General features: G+C 61.1%; 14 protein-coding genes and 1 pseudogene. 8 read left to right on the top strand and 7 right to left on the bottom strand.

The window, feature by feature from the left end; genetic code table 11:
* Positions 1-39 precede the first annotated feature (39 nt).
* The gene (gene rfbA / locus QE394_RS16965; protein ID WP_349035113.1) at positions 40-912 is read right to left on the bottom strand and encodes a glucose-1-phosphate thymidylyltransferase RfbA; all 873 of its coding nucleotides are present in this window, start codon (positions 910-912) and stop codon (positions 40-42) included.
* A gap of 55 nt (positions 913-967) precedes the next feature.
* Here rfbA and rfbB point away from each other — a divergent pair, with 55 nt between their 5' ends.
* From rfbB to QE394_RS16945, 4 genes are read left to right on the top strand one after another with little or no spacing between them, the layout of a single operon-like run.
* Entirely contained in the window at positions 968-1,966 is a 999-nt protein-coding gene (gene rfbB / locus QE394_RS16960) for a dTDP-glucose 4,6-dehydratase (protein WP_091721403.1), read from the top strand.
* A gap of 3 nt (positions 1,967-1,969) precedes the next feature.
* Positions 1,970-3,394 carry a bifunctional dTDP-4-dehydrorhamnose 3,5-epimerase family protein/NAD(P)-dependent oxidoreductase gene (locus QE394_RS16955; protein ID WP_056085035.1) on the top strand — a complete coding sequence of 475 codons (1,425 nt, stop codon included), beginning with the start codon at positions 1,970-1,972 and terminating at the stop codon, positions 3,392-3,394.
* Positions 3,391-4,122 (top strand): glycosyltransferase family 2 protein, encoded by a 732-nt coding sequence (locus QE394_RS16950; RefSeq protein WP_056085032.1) that lies wholly within the window; start codon positions 3,391-3,393, stop codon positions 4,120-4,122. Before QE394_RS16955 ends, QE394_RS16950 begins: the two co-directional genes overlap by 4 nt.
* 8 nt (positions 4,123-4,130) lie before the next feature.
* A complete protein-coding gene (locus tag QE394_RS16945) occupies positions 4,131-4,541 on the top strand; it encodes a DUF2304 domain-containing protein (protein ID WP_056085031.1) in 411 nt (136 codons plus the stop codon).
* A gap of 55 nt (positions 4,542-4,596) precedes the next feature.
* Here the strand turns inward: QE394_RS16945 and QE394_RS16940 are convergent, their stop codons facing one another.
* Positions 4,597-5,478, bottom strand: coding sequence for a glycosyltransferase (locus QE394_RS16940; protein ID WP_056085029.1), 882 nt, complete (start codon positions 5,476-5,478; stop codon positions 4,597-4,599).
* A gap of 241 nt (positions 5,479-5,719) precedes the next feature.
* Here QE394_RS16940 and QE394_RS16935 point away from each other — a divergent pair, with 241 nt between their 5' ends.
* From QE394_RS16935 to QE394_RS16920, 4 genes are all read left to right on the top strand, one after another.
* Complete coding sequence (locus tag QE394_RS16935) at positions 5,720-6,649, top strand: glycosyltransferase (protein ID WP_056085027.1); 930 nt, start codon at positions 5,720-5,722, stop codon at positions 6,647-6,649.
* A complete protein-coding gene (locus QE394_RS16930; protein WP_268157014.1) occupies positions 6,646-7,389 on the top strand; it encodes a glycosyltransferase family 2 protein in 744 nt (247 codons plus the stop codon). The genes QE394_RS16935 and QE394_RS16930 overlap by 4 nt, the downstream gene beginning before the upstream one ends.
* Positions 7,386-8,444, top strand: a complete 1,059-nt coding sequence (locus QE394_RS16925; protein WP_349035112.1) for a glycosyltransferase — start codon at positions 7,386-7,388, stop codon at positions 8,442-8,444. Before QE394_RS16930 ends, QE394_RS16925 begins: the two co-directional genes overlap by 4 nt.
* Before the next feature lie 183 nt (positions 8,445-8,627).
* Positions 8,628-9,839 (top strand): hypothetical protein, encoded by a 1,212-nt coding sequence (locus tag QE394_RS16920; protein WP_056085023.1) that lies wholly within the window; start codon positions 8,628-8,630, stop codon positions 9,837-9,839.
* 60 nt (positions 9,840-9,899) lie between these two features.
* Here QE394_RS16920 and QE394_RS16915 read toward each other — a convergent pair whose 3' ends face one another.
* The 5 genes and pseudogenes from QE394_RS16915 to glf all read right to left on the bottom strand — a co-directional run bounded on the left by QE394_RS16915 (position 9,900) and on the right by glf (position 16,842).
* Positions 9,900-11,915 (bottom strand): DUF6541 family protein, encoded by a 2,016-nt coding sequence (locus QE394_RS16915; RefSeq protein WP_349035111.1) that lies wholly within the window; start codon positions 11,913-11,915, stop codon positions 9,900-9,902.
* A gap of 113 nt (positions 11,916-12,028) precedes the next feature.
* Positions 12,029-12,755, bottom strand: a pseudogene (locus QE394_RS16910) (ABC transporter ATP-binding protein).
* A complete protein-coding gene (locus QE394_RS16905; protein WP_056085018.1) occupies positions 12,756-13,637 on the bottom strand; it encodes an ABC transporter permease in 882 nt (293 codons plus the stop codon).
* Positions 13,634-15,658 (bottom strand): glycosyltransferase, encoded by a 2,025-nt coding sequence (locus QE394_RS16900; RefSeq protein WP_349035110.1) that lies wholly within the window; start codon positions 15,656-15,658, stop codon positions 13,634-13,636. Before QE394_RS16900 ends, QE394_RS16905 begins: the two co-directional genes overlap by 4 nt.
* Complete coding sequence (gene glf / locus QE394_RS16895; RefSeq protein WP_043794670.1) at positions 15,655-16,842, bottom strand: UDP-galactopyranose mutase; 1,188 nt, start codon at positions 16,840-16,842, stop codon at positions 15,655-15,657. The genes QE394_RS16900 and glf overlap by 4 nt, the downstream gene beginning before the upstream one ends.
* Between the last annotated feature and the right edge of the window lie 63 nt (positions 16,843-16,905).

Here is a 16,905-nt window from a genome sequence, read left to right as displayed (position 1 = left end):
GGTGAAGCTTGGCTTCACCCCCCTTTCTGCTGGCCCCGGCTAGCTGTTGCTCTCGGCCAGCAACTCCAGAAGGTACGCCCCGTAACCGCTCTTGACGAGCGGCTCAGCACGTTCCCGCAACTCGTCGTCCGTCAGGAAGCCCAAGCGCCACGAGATCTCTTCCGGTGCCCCGATCTTGAGACCCTGCCGGTTCTCGACGGTGCGGATGAAGTTGGAAGCGTCGTTCAGGTCATTGAATGTCCCGGTGTCCAGCCAGGCAGTCCCCCGCGGCAGGATCTCCACCTGCAGCTTTCCGGCTTCGAGGTATTTACGGTTGACATCCGTAATTTCAAGCTCTCCGCGGGCGGAGGGCTTCAGGTTTTTCGCAATGTCCACCACGTTGTTGTCGTAGAAGTACAGACCGGGCACCGCGTAGTGGCTCTTCGGAGCAGCTGGCTTTTCTTCCAGGGACAGTGCCTTGCCCTGCTCATCGAACTCCACCACGCCGTAGGCCGACGGATCCTTGACCCAATACCCGAAGACGGCACCGCCGTCGATGGTCTTGAACCGGCGCAGCTGGGTACCCATGCCCTGGCCGTAGAAGATGTTGTCCCCCAGCACGAGGGCCACACTGTCGTCGCCGATGTGCTCTGCACCGAGTACAAAGGCCTGGGCCAGCCCGTCCGGCGAGGGCTGCTGCTTGTACGTGATGGAAACACCGAAACGGGAGCCATCTCCGAGGAGCCGCTCGAACTGCTCGGCGTCATGCGGGGTGGTGATAATTAGAATGTCCCGGATCCCGGCGAGGATGAGGGTTGACAGCGGGTAGTAGATCATCGGCTTGTCATAGACAGGGACCAACTGTTTGCTGACACCCAGTGTGATGGGGTGGAGCCTTGAGCCGGTTCCGCCGGCAAGTATTATTCCGCGCATGTCCCCATCTTTCCCTTCGCTAAGTGCAGCGGCAAATCCGGTACCCTTGGGAATTATGCAGCGACTTCTTGTGACCGGCGGAGCCGGCTTCATTGGCTCAAACTTTGTCCACTATGTATTGGAAAACACTGATGACCATGTCACTGTTCTGGACAAGCTGACCTACGCCGGCAATCTTGAATCACTGCGCGGCCTGCCCGAGGACCGCTTCACCTTCGTTGAGGGTGACATCGCCGACGCCGGCATCGTGGACGGACTCGTCGCGGGCACCGACGTCGTGGTCCACTACGCAGCAGAATCGCACAACGACAATTCCCTGCATGACCCCCGCCCCTTCCTGGACACCAACATCATCGGCACCTACACGCTGATCGAAGCGGCCCGGAAGCACGGCAAGCGCTTCCACCACATCTCCACCGACGAGGTCTACGGCGACCTCGAGCTGGACGATCCCGAGCGGTTCACCGAGCAGACCCCCTACAACCCCTCAAGCCCGTACTCCTCCACGAAGGCCGGCTCGGACCTCCTGGTCCGCGCCTGGGTGCGCTCCTTCGGGCTGCAGGCAACCATCAGCAACTGCTCGAACAACTACGGCCCGTACCAGCACGTGGAGAAGTTCATACCCCGGCAGATCACCAACGTGATCGACGGGATCCGCCCCAAGCTTTACGGCAAGGGCGAGAACGTCCGTGACTGGATCCACGCCAACGACCACTCCTCCGCCGTCCTGGCCATCATCGCCAAGGGAACCATCGGGGAAACGTACCTGATCGGTGCCGACGGCGAGAAGAACAACAAGGACGTCGTTGAACTGATCCTCAAGCACATGGGCCTGGCCCCGGACGCGTACGACCATGTAGTGGACCGTCCCGGCCACGACCTGCGGTACGCCATCGACTCCACCAAACTCCGCAACGAACTTGGCTGGGAACCCCAGTTCTCCAACTTCGACGCCGGCATCGAAGACACCATCGACTGGTACCGCAACAACGAACAGTGGTGGCGCCCGCAAAAAGCCGCCACCGAAGCCAAATACAAGGAACAGGGCCAGTAGTCCATGTCTCTGGAGTTCTCGAAAAAGCTTTCCGGCCACACAACCCCCATTCCCGGCGTCGTTCTCTACGACCTCCCTGTCCACGGCGACAACCGCGGCTGGTTCAAGGAAAATTGGCAACGGGAAAAAATGGTGGCTCTTGGACTGCCTGACTTCCGGCCAGTCCAGAACAACATCTCGTTCAACGAAAAAGCCGGAACCACCCGCGGTATCCATGCCGAACCGTGGGACAAGTTCATCTCTGTTGCCACGGGGCGGATCTTCGGGGCGTGGGTTGACCTGCGTGAAGGGCCCTCGTTCGGCGCCGTCTTCACGGCTGAGCTGGACCCCAGCCAGGCCATCTTCATTCCGCGCGGAGTCGGCAATGCGTTCCAGACCCTTGAGGACAACACGGCCTACACCTACCTGGTCAACGACCACTGGTCCGCCGATGCCCAGGGACAATACACCTTCCTGAACCTGGCAGACGAGACCGCAGCCATTTCCTGGCCGATCCCGCTGGAGCAGGCTGAACTCTCCGACAAGGACAAAGCCCACCCCCGGATGGCAGACGTCGCCCCGATGCCGGCCAAGAAGATCCTCGTCGTCGGCGCCGACGGCCAGCTGGGCAAGGCGCTGCGCGGACAGTACGACGGCGATGCAAGGGTCGAGTTCGCCGGCCGCGGTGAGTTCGACCTCGCCAGGGAGGATTCCTACAAGAACCGGAACTGGAAGAATTACTCCGCCATCGTCAACGCCGCGGCCTACACCGCCGTGGACGCTGCCGAATCCGAGGAAGGCCGGGCTGCCGCCTGGGCCATTAACGTGACGGCCGTCGCCAACCTGGCGCGCACCGCCGTCGAGCATGACCTCACGCTGGTCCACGTCTCGTCCGACTACGTTTTTGACGGGAGCCGCGACAACCACGACGAAGACGAGCCCCCTACACCCCTGGGCGTCTACGGCCAAACCAAGGCTGCAGGCGAGGCGGTGGCAGGTGTCGTCCCCCGCCACTACATTGTGCGTACAAGCTGGGTTATAGGTGAAGGCAACAACTTTGTCCGGACCATGGCCAGCCTCGCAGGCAAAGGAATTAAGCCGGCGGTGGTCAATGACCAGACCGGCCGCCTGACCTTCACCCAGGACATCGCAGCTTTCATCAGCCACCTGCTGACCACCGAGGCCGCCTACGGTATCTACAACTTCAGCAACGATGGACCCGTAAAAAGCTGGGCCGACATAGCGGCGGACGTCTACGAGCAGGCCGGCGCCTCCAGGACTGATGTCACTGGAATCACCACTGCTGATTACTTCAAGGACAAGGCCGCCGCTCCGCGGCCGCTCAAGAGTGCCCTGAACCTGGCGAAGGCACACTCCACCGGATTTGATGTCGCCAATGCCGATGAGCGGCTGACTGCCTACCTAAAGGCGGAAAACGATAAAGCATGACTCCTGCAGAGCAAGCCCACCGCACCCTGGTGATCATGCCGGCCTGGAACGAGTCGGAGGCCATCGGCGGTACCATCCGGGAAGTGTTCGAGTTCGGCCCTGACTGCAGCGTCCTCGTCGTGGACGACGGCTCGCGCGATAACACTGCCCAGGTTGCCCGCGACGCCGGTGCACTGGTGGTGCAGCTCCCGTTCAATATGGGCGTGGGCGGAGCGATGAGGACGGGCTTCAAATACGCGAAAATGCACGGCTACACGCGGGTCATCCAGGTGGACTCCGACGGCCAGCATGATCCTCGTGACATCAAGGCCGTCCTCGACGGCCTGCAGGAAGCGGATATCGTCATCGGGGCCAGGTTTGCGGACAAGGGCACGTACACCGTCCGGGGGCCCCGTAAGTGGGCCATGAACGTCCTTGCCTGGACCATCTCGCGGATTGCGGGCACCCGTCTCACGGACGTGACGTCCGGTTTCCGCGCTGCCAATGCGAAGGCCATCCGCCAATACGTGGACCACTACCCCGCCGAATACCTGGGCGACACCATCGATTCCCTGGTCGTCGCCATCCGGTCGGGATGTACCGTGCGCCAAGTGGGCGTCTCGATGCGCGAACGGCAGGGCGGGACCCCAAGCCACGACCCCGTCAAGGCCGCCATCTACCTGGGCCGGTCAGCCTTTGCCCTCCTCTTTGCGTTGACGCGCAAGAAGAACGAACCGTCGTCCAACTAGGAGTTTCCATGGCCACCCTCGTTGGCTTCATCTTTGTGCTGGTCATTCTGCTGATCATTTTTGAAATGCTGCGCCGCCGCCACCTGCGCGAAAAGTACGCCGTCATCTGGATCATCATCGGGATTGGCGTCCTGGTGCTGGTGGCCTTTCCGCAGCTTCTCTTCTGGTCCAGCGGAGTGCTCGGCGTGAAGGTGCCTTCAAACCTTCTGTTCGCCATGGCGATCGTGCTGCTGGTTTCCGTGTGCCTGCACCTCTCCTTCGAGCAGTCCCAGGCGGAAGACGAAGTCCGCGTCCTGGCGGAGGAAGTAGGTATCCTCCGGCTCAAAGTCCTTCAGCTGGAAGAGAGCCTGGCGCAGGGTGGCACAGCCGCCGGTAACGGCACTCACCCCGAAACGCTCCCTCCCGAACCAGCGCCGTAACGAAAAAGGTGGCTGCCCCCAGGATCTGGGGGCAGCCACCTTTTTAAGCAAACCGCTAGGAAACCACGTGCTTCAGCAGCCTGGGCAGCGAATCGGTTTTCCCGATCATCAGTGATCGTGCTACCAGGGTGGCTGCATTCAACCGCGACGTCGTGTGGAAGGCCGCGGCGCGTGCCGTTCCGTTCCAGCCAAGTTCCCGGAAACGCCGTGCCTGTCCTTCGAAATACGCGCGCTCCTCGTCGAACCGGCGCCCGTCAAGCGCCTTGACCGACGAGTCCGATGCGGAATGGCGGCGGTAGAGGAACGCGAGCGTCGGGTCAACCACCATGGAGCCGCCTTCGGCTGCAATATCCAACAGCAGCGCCAGGTCCTGCACCACGTGCAACCCCTCCGTGAAGCCGATACGGCGGATAACATCCGTGCGCCACGCCAGGGACGGGAAGTACGCCCAGTCGGCCCGGACAAGGCTGGTGGCCATCTTCTCGCCCTGCAGCAGGACTGTGGACTTGGTGGACGGTGCGTACACCTTTTTGACGATGTCCACCAGCGGGGAGCACGCGCGCCCTTGCTCGTCGATAACCTGAACGCCAGGCTGGACAACGCTGGCTTCGGGGTAGGCTTCGAACGCTTTGGATACGACGTCGAGGTAGTTAGGCAGCATGATGTCATCTGCACCCATGACCACAACAATGGGAGCTTCGGCCAGTTCCAGCGCCTTGCGGTAGTTGCCGTTGGCGCCGAGGTTCTCTTCGTTCTTCTGGTAGCTGACCCGGGGGTCTGACATGGATTCGAACCAACGCTGGGGTTCCGGGCTGGGGTAGCCGTCGTCGACCACGATGAGGCGCCAATCCTCGAACTGCTGGCTCATGACGCTTTGCGCGGCAAGTTTCATCAGGTCGACGTCGCCGTAGTACGGAAGCAATACATCAATGGCCATGTGCCAGGTAGGTCCTTTTCTTGAAGATTCACAGGGTTGGATCTGTTTGCCCGGAGATGAGCACCCCGGTCAATGCTACCGCGTCGGCCTGCGCGAGCGGCTTCCAGCCGCCTGTCCCCCGCCAGTTGCCGGGTTCAAATGGAGGCCCCTCCGCCCCGGCGATAGACTGAAGCCTGCTGTCTGACAGTTCCCTGACGCATTGGAACGGTCTATTTGGGTAAGCGAGAAGGAACTATAAGACGTGACGCACCAGAGTGACCCGCGTGTGGTGGCTGTTATTTCAGCCTTCCACCCTCCCCAGGACCTTCCCGAGAGGGTCGAAAAACTCAACCAGCAAGTCGTTCATACAGTTGTTGTCGACGACGGTTCCGACCCCCAGCAAACGAGCAGCGTGCTGAACGGTCTGGAAGCGCTGGGATGCACCGTGCTGCGCATGCCCGAGAACGTGGGAATCGCGGCAGCACTGAACGCAGGCATCGATGAAGCGCTCAAGGCGTGGTCTCCGGATTTCCTCGTCACGCTTGACCAGGACTCCGCGCTTGATGATGGCTACATCGCTGCCGCATTGGCCACCTACACGGAGGCCAGTGCCAACGGCATCGACGTCGGCCTGGTCAGTGCCCAGTCACACAACGGCCTCAACGTTCCGCTGCTGGCCAGGAGGGCACGGTTTCCCGAAGCCTTCGACCCCCTGCAGTCCGGCGCCGTCATACCGGTGTCCACACTCAAAACAGCCGGAATGCTCGACGGCAGGTTATTCATTGACTGCGTCGATTCTGAATACAACCTTCGTGTCAGGTCCCACGGCCTTGCCACCCTTGTGGGCAAGGGGTGCAACATGACCCATGCCCTGGGCCAGGCACAGCCAATGATGCTTTTCGGATGGCATGTCAGCGTCTTGGGCCGAAAGCGCCATGTACACTCACATGCCCCTTTCCGGGTGTACTACATGACCCGGAACAACATCCACCTCTGGCGGCAGTACGGCGCCAGATTTCCGATCTGGCTGATCCGCAGGCTCCGCTTCCAAGTGGAAAGTGACGTCTTCAGGATGCTGTACGGCGCCGATCGAAAGGGGCAGTACCGGGCGTTTGCCCGCGGCTTCGTGGATGGCTGGCTCGGACGGCTCGGCAAGATCGATCCCTCGTTCCAGCGGAAGATCAGCGCATGAACGGGGACGGCGCTGTGCGGGTCTCCGTATGCATGGCAACGTATAACGGCCAGGACTACGTTGCAGAACAGATTCAATCCATCCTTTCCCAACTGTCTCCGGAGGACGAACTCGTCATCGTGGACGATGCGTCAAAGGACTCCACGCTCGACGTCGTCCGTCGCCTTCAGGATCCGCGCATAGTTCTCCTGCCAAGCGCGGAAAACAAGGGTTACGTTGCGAGCTTCGAAAAGGCAGTCTCCTCCAGCAGGGGTGAGTACATCATGCTGTCGGACCAGGACGACATCTGGCTCCCCGGACGCGTGGAGACGTTGGTGAGTGCCCTGCAGACCAAGGATTTTGCCGCCAGTAATTTCACCGTGTTCGGCGGCCCGGCCAACAGGTATCACAAGGTTCAGCTCAAGGAATCGGACAGCGGCAGGTGGGTGGCCAACCTGGTCACCACGTGGATAGGCATTCGTCCCTACTACGGGTGCACCATGGCATTCCGGGCGGCAGCCAAGAAATTGATTCTCCCCTTCCCGGAGTTCCTGACCGAAACCCACGATCAATGGATCGCCATCGTCGCCAACCTCAACCGCAACATGGTCCACGTGGCAGCCCCCACCGTTGCCCGGCGACTGCACGACGAGAATACGACCCCGAAATCCCGCCGCCCGGTCGCGGTGATCCTGCGGGCCAGGATCATGCTTCTTCGCGCCATTTTTGTGGCCCTGGGCAGGAAGCCGGGAACTCCATGACATCGAAAGGGACCCCTGCGCCCCACCCATCCGGGGCGGGCACTTACGCCGGAACCTTCGGCGCGGTGGCGTTGGCCGCCTACAAGCCGGATCAGCCCATGTTTGCGCGCCAACTCCTGTCAATCCAGGCACAGACCCACACGGACTTCGTCTGTCTCATCTCGGTGGACGGCGACTACCAACAGGTTGCGGATATGGTCCGGCAGATTTGTGGCGGCGACGAGCGTTTCCAGGTTCTCGGGTACAGCAGCCGGCTTGGCTTCCACCACAACTTCGAGCGGGCCCTCAAAGCCGTTCCGAAGGAGGCCCGCTGGGTCGCCCTCAGCGACCAGGATGACTACTGGTATCCCGGAAAACTGACGGCGCTTCTCCCCCGCCTTGACGGCGCCGCCCTGGTTACAGGGCAGGCACGGGTAGTGTCGCCGGAAATTTCCGCAACTGACCCGGACCCCGCAAGAGGGACTCTCACCGATAGGAGAAATGTCGGGGCTGCGGACCTTATCGCCACTAACCAGGTCACCGGATCCCTGTGCGTGTTCCGGCGCGAAGTGCTTGAGACGGCTCTCCCCTTCCCGTCGTTGGCAGCGCCATCCCAGTATCACGACCACTGGCTTGCGCTATGCGCCCTCGCCTCCGGGGGCATCAGCATCCTTGATGAGGTGTTGCAGGATTACATCCAGCACGGCGGCAACGTGGTGGGCGAATCGCGGCAAAGCCTGCTCACTTCCATACGGAACACTCTCCGCTTCGTAAAGCGGTACGAAGGAAACACCTCGCTGCGGAGTATCTGCAGCATCATCTACAAGACCGGCCTCGGATGGCGGACGCTCATGGCGAGGACTCTGCTGGCACGCTCTATGCAGGCTGGCATCTCCACGGACCCGGAATTGCAGGATGCCCTGAACCTGTATGCACGGCCACGCGCGTGGCGCCTGTTCAGGGCCCTGTGGGACGGCGTGCGACGCAAGAACGTAGCTCCGATCCGGGCTGCTGAGATTTATCTCGGCGTCGTGCTCCCATGGAAGCGGCACAGCGGGATCAGCGATCCACGGTAACCCAGTGTTGTTCCGGGAGCACCGGCGATGAGGCTTGAGGCGGTGCTCCGGCACGATGTGGTTCGGGGTGATCAAACATCCCCGCACACGGCCCTGGTGCGCACAGCCATGCGGCTCTGGACCACCGGACGAAGCAGCCGCCACGGCCATCCGGCACCACCAACAGAAGGAAGCACTTAAAGCATGAAAGCTGTGTTGTTAAGATTGGCCGGCTTTACGGGGTTACCCCTGGTGTCGATACTGACCCCGTTCCTTCTTGTTCCCATCGTGGCACGCGTCGCCGGGGAGGGCGGCTGGTCCACCGTCGCGTCCGGGCAGGCTATCGGTGCCTTCGGCGGTGCGGTCATAGCTTGGAGTTGGAATACCCTCGGCCCCGTCGAGATAGCCCAAAACCCTTCTCCGCAGCACCGTGCCGAGGTCTACCGGCAAAGCCTGAGAACCAGGCTGGTCCTTTCTGCGCTGGTTTTCCCCTTCGTCTTTATTCTGGCCTGGCAGTTGGCAGCCCCTGGCCATCGGCTGGATGGCGCAGCAATGTCCCTGACGACAGCTGTAACTGGACTATCGCCGGCCTGGTATTGCATTGGCGCAGGAAAGCCCGCCCTTCTGGCAACGTTCGACGCGCTTCCGCGGGTTGCGGCCACAATTCTTGCCGTTCCCGTGATCTTGCTGACGACTCATATTTGGCTGTACGGAGTCATTCTGCTCGCGACTGTTGGCGTAAGCCTGGTCCTATTCCACCGCATCGTAGTCCCGGAGCGGGGTAAGACCTTCACTGCCTGGGGCGGAACTTGGCGCTACCTGCGCCAACACTTCGGACCGGCCGCTATCAGCTTGTCCGGCACAACCTACGCAGCAACTCCTGTCCCAATAGGCCAGGCCTTTGTGCCCAACACCCTTATGGCTGGATTCAGTTCCGCGGACACGGTCTACCGCTTCGGTCTCTTCTCTGTGATGGCTTTGGGCAATACTTTCCAAGGCTGGACTTTGGAGCCGCAGGAAGCCAGCCCGAAGAAGCGCCACGCCGCCGCCATCGTGTCCCACCTTGCACTGGGTCTCGCGGGAGCTGCCTTCCTGGCAATCCTGGGACCCCTGGCTACGGAGATCATCCTTGGATCCGTCAACAAGGCAGGCCAAGCGACATGCGCTCTCTACGGCCTGTCATTCCTTTTCATCTCCGCCAGCACTCCGTTCATCCGCAACCTCCTGCTCCCACAGGGCCGCCAGCGTCTCATCCTTGTCTGGACGCTGATCTCGGCCGTGATCGGCATTACCCTCATGTTTCTCGCGGCGACCCGCGGCTGGGTGGATGGCATCGCGCTGGCAATGGCCCTCAGCGAGGCGATTCTCTTCCTGGGCCTGCTGGTCCCAGGGCTACGCCTGCTGAAGAAGGCGTGAATAAAGCACCAGTTTCCGTCAACGCCACGGCACGTGGAGACGGGCGGGCCGGTCCTGCGTTCAGTTCCCGCAAAGCTGCAACTTGTATAGCTTTGCGTCGCCTTCCGAATCTTCAAGAGTGGCCATGCCCGCGGCAATGAGGCTGTCCAGCCCCTTGTAACCGCTGTCCCGGCCGTGCACTTCACGGTGGCCGAAGTCCAAAATGTAGTCGATGTTCAGTTGTTCGACCGCAGGGCAAACCGCAGGATCGTCTTTGGACGGGGTAGGCCCGTTAAGGAGCGCTCCCGTCCCGTCAGGAACGGCGCTAAGGATGTGCAGCTGGATGAGCTTTCGGTCCGCCAGGGCATAAGCCAGGGAACTGCCGTTCCAGGGATTCCCCACCATCACGGCGTCCTCCGGCACTTCCTCCGAAAGGCGGTCAATCAACTCCAGCTCATCACTCGAGATCAGGGGTGAGTCAGCAGAAAGCCTGTAAGAACCGGCCATTGAGTCCTGCGCCTGGCGCACGCTTCCACGCTGTGTGAGCACACCCAGTGCCAGAACTGCAATCAGGCCGGCAACCACAACGTAGGTTGCCTGCGGTACTCCGGCGCCCTTTTCGAAGGGTCTTCCCCGTTCCGCTGCAGTCTTCCGCTGCACAATGCCCGCGCTGCGAGTGGCTCCCCGAAGCAGTAGTTCCCAAGCGCAAACGGCGCCACGGGTGGCAAGGGGAATCGTGACCAACGGCAAGAGCGCGGCAAGCCGGGGAGGATCGTTGTACCAGATCCCCGTCCAGTAGGTCCGGAAGTCGTCGGCGGGGAAAGAACTGACCACAACAAAGAGGAACCCCGCTACAGCATAGGTTCCCAACCACCACAGCTGCCGGCCGGACCTGACCACCACGAAGATGCCAACGAGGGTCAGTGCCATGATGGCCCATGCTACGGGGCGGCCAATCGCGGAGCTGGCGATGACTTCTCCGATGGCCTGGCCGCTACTCTCAACAGGTGGCCAAAAGGCCGCCTCCGCCGGTGGCCGGACGAGGTCCCAGAGAATGCGTGCAACGACGACGGCGATCACGCCCAACGCCATCAGGGCCGCCGTGGCTGTCCAGCGGGTCCGCCCACGCGACGTGGTCCATGTTCGCACCAGAAAGCGCACGTAGACGAAGACCGCAGGCGGAGTCATCAGGGCAATCCAGGCCATGGCGGCGCTGGGGTGGGCGAGGGCGACGCCCGGGAGTACTGCGAGGAGGACGAGTGCTCCGATGATCCTGGAATGGACCGGCACCGCGGACAATCCGAGTACTTCAAGCGAGATAGCCAGCACGAGGGGCAGGAGGGCAACGGCAAGGAAATTCGGGTACAGCACCCCAAAATCGAGCAATGAAATGGGAAAGGCGCCAAAACCGGCAGACAGGACACCGGCGGACAGGACCACCGCGGGCCGGTCGCCCCAGACGGAGCGAGCGAGATACAGGCAGCCAAGGGGCCAGACAACGGCGGCGACGACAATGTTGATCACATTGACCGAGACCGGTATACCGCCGCCGCCAAGGCTGGCCAGCAACGAAACAAGGTCGTGCCATGCTGCGGGGTACGAGGCCGCACCGGTCATCTCATTGAGCGTCAGGGATGAGCCGGAGCCGGTATCGAGGATGTACCGGATCGCGTTGAGATGAAAGACATTGTCAAATGTCTGTGAAAATGACTCCGGGTGTCCGATGGCTTCCACAAGCCGGCGCGAAACCAAAAAGGCTGCCATGGCAACCGCCAACACGATGGAACCCAGGACCCAACGCGGATTGCCGCCGTCGTGCGGCTGAACCATCGCGCCCTTCTTCGCCACCACAGCCGACGCCGCAAAAGCCATTCCGGCCAAAATGGCAGTGATAGCAAGGACTGGCAGCAGTGACCACCGGATCCCCGCGAACGGAGCCACGATCGCAGCAACGGCCACTACCGACACGCTGATTCCCGGCGCCAGGGCGAAGATACGGAATCCCCTCAGCCTGGCTGCCGCACCCACGGCGAGTCCCGGAATGAACAGCAAAGCCGCTGCCAGGACAAACTGTGGGACTGTATCAAACCAGGACAAGAATCCTCCGAAAATTCAGTGGCACAGCGGCCAGAGCGGCACTCCGTGCCACAGACTTTGACGATAAGGGACCATCATCCGCCCCGAAGCGAACGTCCTCGCGCCGCTAACTGTCAGGCGCGCAGAATCGAAACTGCCTCGTGGATTGGTCCATCGAATTTCACGTTACCGTGCTCCAGGAGGATTCCCCGGTCGCAAATGCGGGAGACCAGATCCAGGTCGTGACTCACCACGACCAGCGTCTTTCCGTCGCGGGCGAGTTCCTGGATCTTGTCGATGCACTTCCGCTGGAAAGGCTCGTCGCCCACGGCCAGAATCTCATCTATGAGGAACACCTCGGGATCAGTATGGACGGCAACGGAAAATGCGAGCCTTAAATACATTCCTGACGAGTAGAACTTGACCTCGGTATCAATGAACTGCCCGATCTCGGAAAATTCGACAATATCGTCGAATCGGTCCTTGACCTGCTGCTCGGTCATTCCCAGGATGGCGCCATTGAGGAAGACGTTGTCCCGGCCGGACAGGTCGGGGTGGAAGCCGGCGCCCACTTCAATGAGGCCCGCCACCCGCCCCCTGGTCCTCACGGTTCCCGAATCCGGCAGCATCACTCCGGAGATGTGCTTCAGCAATGTCGATTTGCCGGAACCATTAAGGCCCAGCAGCGCCACGGTTTCCCCCGTTTTGACATCGACAGAGACGTTCTTCAGCGCATGGAACTTCTCGGACAGGTCGCCTTTACGGCCCTTGACCAACCAAACAACTGCTTTCCTTGATGGAGCGTGTGTGCCGGAGGACGAACTGCTTGCTGATGTCTGAAACTTCAATTGCGTTGACCACTCACAGCTCCTGAGCGAAGCGGCCCTCGAGCCGCCGGAAGGTGAACTGACCCAAAATAACAATGGCCAGGGCGATGACCAGGCCCAGGGGTGTCCACAGGGTGAAGAGATTTGGTGGCATAGCGGTGGTGCCATCTGTCGTGGGGAACCAGAACGCGTAATGGAACAGTTCCACACCAATGGTGATGGGGTTCGCCTGGTAAATGGCAAACCACGTTGAACCGAGTTTTGCTTCCACCATCGACCAGGCATACATCACCGGCGAAGCCCAGGTAGCAACCATCAGGAGCATGTCCACGAGATTCTCCGAATCCCGGAAGTACACATTGGCAGATCCGAAAAGCAGGCCAAGGCCGGTGGCCAGCAGGCCCACGATCACGAAACCTGCGACAGCTGCCAGCAGCTGGAACACGCTCGGATGCCATCCTGCCAGCAGGCACCCAGCCACCAGGACTACCAGCTGCGGGAAAAAGTGAACCGCGGAGACCCACACAGAGGCAACCGGGAAAAGCTCACGTGGCAGGTAAATCTTCTTGATCAGGTTCCCGTTGTTCACAATTGAACGGGACGCATTTCCCAGCGCCTCGGAGAAGAAGTTGATCAGGACGATCCCCGAGAAAAGGTAGACCGCATAGTTCGGAAGACCTTCAGGGTTCCTGGCGCTGCGCTCCAGCCCCAGGAATACACCAAGGGCAACATAGAAGACGACGAACTGAACGCCGGGTTTTACGTAGGACCACAGGAGTCCGAGAACGGACCCGCGGTAGCGGACCTTGAGTTCCTTGCGGACCAACAGCTTGAGGAGGAATCCGGACTGCCGGATGTCCCGCAGTCCACCCCCAAGCCCTGGACTTGTCAGTTCGGCCGGTGACGATGCACTCACTTGATTTCGTTCTGCGTATGTTGCTCGAACGTCTTCCTCCACGACTCCATCGACGTCAGGTCCGCTACAGCTGCCTTGTACTTCCGGCTGAGCGCGGGCCATTCCTTGAGCAGCGCGGAGTGCAGTCGCGCACTCTCTGCCAGCATCTTCCTCAGTTGCTTGGGGTCCCGCTTGTACCAGGACGCACCGGTCCCCTCGGCGTTCGAGACTACTGCACTGTCATACTGCGCCATGCGCCACCACCGGTTGTCCTGGTGGGCAATGGTCGTTTGCGGACGTTCGGTGCTGGTTTCCTTCACCGGGCTCGCCAGCTGGCGGACGACGGTTTTCGCTGCCCAGGGAAGCAGGGAAATCTTGGACGGCTGGGCCGGCCCGTGTCCCCGGCGCGGCGGCTTGTCCATCTTCGCCGCCGGGAAGTCCTCAGGATTCGGTTTGAAGACGGCGTCGGGGTGCGCGGACATCATTTCGCGGATCTGGGGCAGCTTGGCCGGCAGAAGGTCAGGCAGGGCTTCGGGGCCCTTCAGGACATCTTCGAGCGCCCACTGGCGGCCCTGCGCCGTGGCGTACTGCATGGAAACAAGGTGTTTGACATCGGCATACTGCGATTCTTTAATCACGCGCCCGCCGAACTCGTAAGGACTGTGAAGCAGCGCGGCCACCACACGGTTCCGGGCGTGGAAGTACGCCTGCCAACCGACGAGGTCGTCCTTGTCAATCCAGGAAACGTGCCACACGGCCGATCCCGGAAGAGAGACCGTGGAGTAACCGTGGGCCTTCGCACGCAGCCCATACTCCGAGTCGTCCCATTTGATGAACAACGGAAGGGAGAGTCCAATTTCCCGGATTACCTCCGTGGGAATCAGGCACATCCACCACCCGTTGTAGTCAACGTCGCAGCGGCGGTGCAGCCAGGAAGTCTGACGAAGGTTGGAGGACTGGAAGTCGTGACCCAGGATCATTTCGTCGCTGGGCAGCGACGGCTGGAACCGGTAGGGGTTGACCACCTCTCCGAAGGTGTGCAGCACGGTCCGGTTATAGAGGTCGAACATGTGTCCGCCCACCAGCGTGGGCGTCTTGCAGCGATCAGCGAAGGTCAGCAGCCGGATGATGCTTTCCGGCTCCACGACGACGTCGTCATCCATCAGCAGTGCGTAGTCGCTGCCGTTTTCGACGGCTTCGAACATGCCGCGGGCGAATCCGCCCGACCCGCCGAGGTTGGACTGGTTAATGATGCGCAACTTGCCGTTGAGCATCATTTTGATGTCGTCAAACCCGTCCGCATCGGCGAGCTTCTGGGTCCCCTGGTCCACAATCAGGATTTCCTGTACGTGGTCGAGGGCCTCTTTGCTTTCGGCCAGGAGCCGGAGGTTGTTGAGGCAGAAGTCGGTCTTGTTCAGGGTGGTGATCTGGAGCGTTACGGAGCCGGGGCTGCTCTCAACGGCGGGGCCCTGCCATTCCGCATCGAGCATCACCAGTGGCTCAGTTCCTGCCAACAGGTCGAACCAATACCAACCGCCGTCACCGAAAGGTGCCAGCGACAGTTCGAAGAAGTTCTCGGCAGTACCCTCAACGCGGCGCGTGTCTACGCGCTGCAGGGATCCGCGGGCGTTCGACTTGTACACGATGACAGAACCAGCGCCCTGCGTGCGGACCTGCAGCCGGACCTTGTCCACAGTGGTCCAGCGCCGCCAGTAGCTGGCAGGAAAGGCATTGAAGTAGCTGCCGAAGGACACCCGTTCGCCCGACCGTACGGAAGTCGAGTGCCGTGAGAGGAAATCCTCCACGTGCGCTTCCTTGGTGGGGCTGCTGATGGTTCGGGCTTTGGGGGTTTTCCCGTCCCGGTCGCCGGCTGTAGGCAACTGGATCCCTGTGGCAGTGCCCATGTCCATGTAGAGGGGAACAGTGTCCATCTGGCTGGCGCTGGGGAGGATCACGCGCTGCAGCGTCTGCCACTGCTGGCCGGATTCCACGGCGCCGCCCTCGGCCTTGTCCTGGTTCTTGGTATCGGTGGGGACGCTCATGCGTCGACTCCTCCGCTTTCGATGTCGGCTCCCGCCTCGAAGTGAGGACGGATTTTGTTGTCGAACATGGTCAGGGCAGAACCGATGGCCATGTGCATGTCAAGGTACTTGTAGGTGCCCAGGCGGCCACCGAACAGGACGTCCTTTTCGCCGGCCGCGAGATCGCGGTACTTGAGCAGCCGGTCACGGTCTGCCGAAGTGTTGATCGGGTAGTAGGGCTCGTCGCCCTTCTCGGCAAAGCGCGAGAACTCGCGCATGATGACGGTTTTTTCCGTCTGGTACTCCCGCTCGGGGTGGAAGTGACGGGGCTCGATAACGCGGGTGTAGGCCACGTCTTCGTCGTTGTAGTTGACCACGGACGTACCCTGGAAGTCGCCGACATCGAGCACTTCCTCTTCGAAATCAATCGTGCGCCAGGACAGGTCTCCCTCAGCGTAATCGAAGTAGCGGTCAACGGGCCCCGTGTACACGACCGGAATATTGCCGACGACCTTGTTCTTGCTGTATTCGTGCGACTCATCAAAGAAGTCCGTGTTCAGGCGGACCTCGATGTTCGGGTGCTCCGCCATCTTTTCGATCCAGGCCGTATAACCGTTGGTGGGCAGGCCCTCGTACTTGTCGTTGAAGTACCGGTTGTCGTAGTTGTAGCGAACCGGGAGCCGCGAGATGATCCCGGCGGGAAGGTCCTTCGGGTCCGTCTGCCACTGCTTGCCCGTGTAGTGCTTGATGAAGGCTTCGTACAGGGGGCGCCCGATCAGCTGGATTCCCTTGTCGTTGAGGTTCTGCGGGTCGGTGCCTGCAAGTTCTCCGGCCTGCTCCTGGATCAGGTCCTTGGCCTGGCCCGGAGTGAGGTTTGCCCGGAAGAACTGGTTGATGGTGGCGAGGTTGATGGGGAGGGAGTAAACCTCACCCTTGTGGACCCCGTAAACCTTGTGCACGTAGTTGGTAAAGCTGGTGAACCGGTTGACGTACTCCCACACGCGTTCGTTTGAAGTGTGGAACAGGTGGGCACCATAGCGGTGCACCTCGATGCCTGTCTGCTCTTCCTTTTCGCTGTAGGCGTTTCCGCCGATGTGGTGGCGACGGTCGAGGACAACGACCTTCAAGCCGAGCTCAGTGGCGGCCTGTTCTGCGATTGTCAGGCCAAAAAAGCCGGACCCTACGATGACGAGGTCAGCGGTCACAAAATCTCCTGGTTCGAATGCGGGCAGCGCAATGTTGAGCATTGTCTGCTGCTCTAGCCTACC

The organism is Pseudarthrobacter sp. SORGH_AS 212 (genome assembly GCF_030818145.1).
GTDB lineage: Bacteria > Actinomycetota > Actinomycetes > Actinomycetales > Micrococcaceae > Arthrobacter.
Note: the sequence above shows the minus strand (reverse complement) of the source record. Positions and strands in the feature narration are given on the sequence as shown.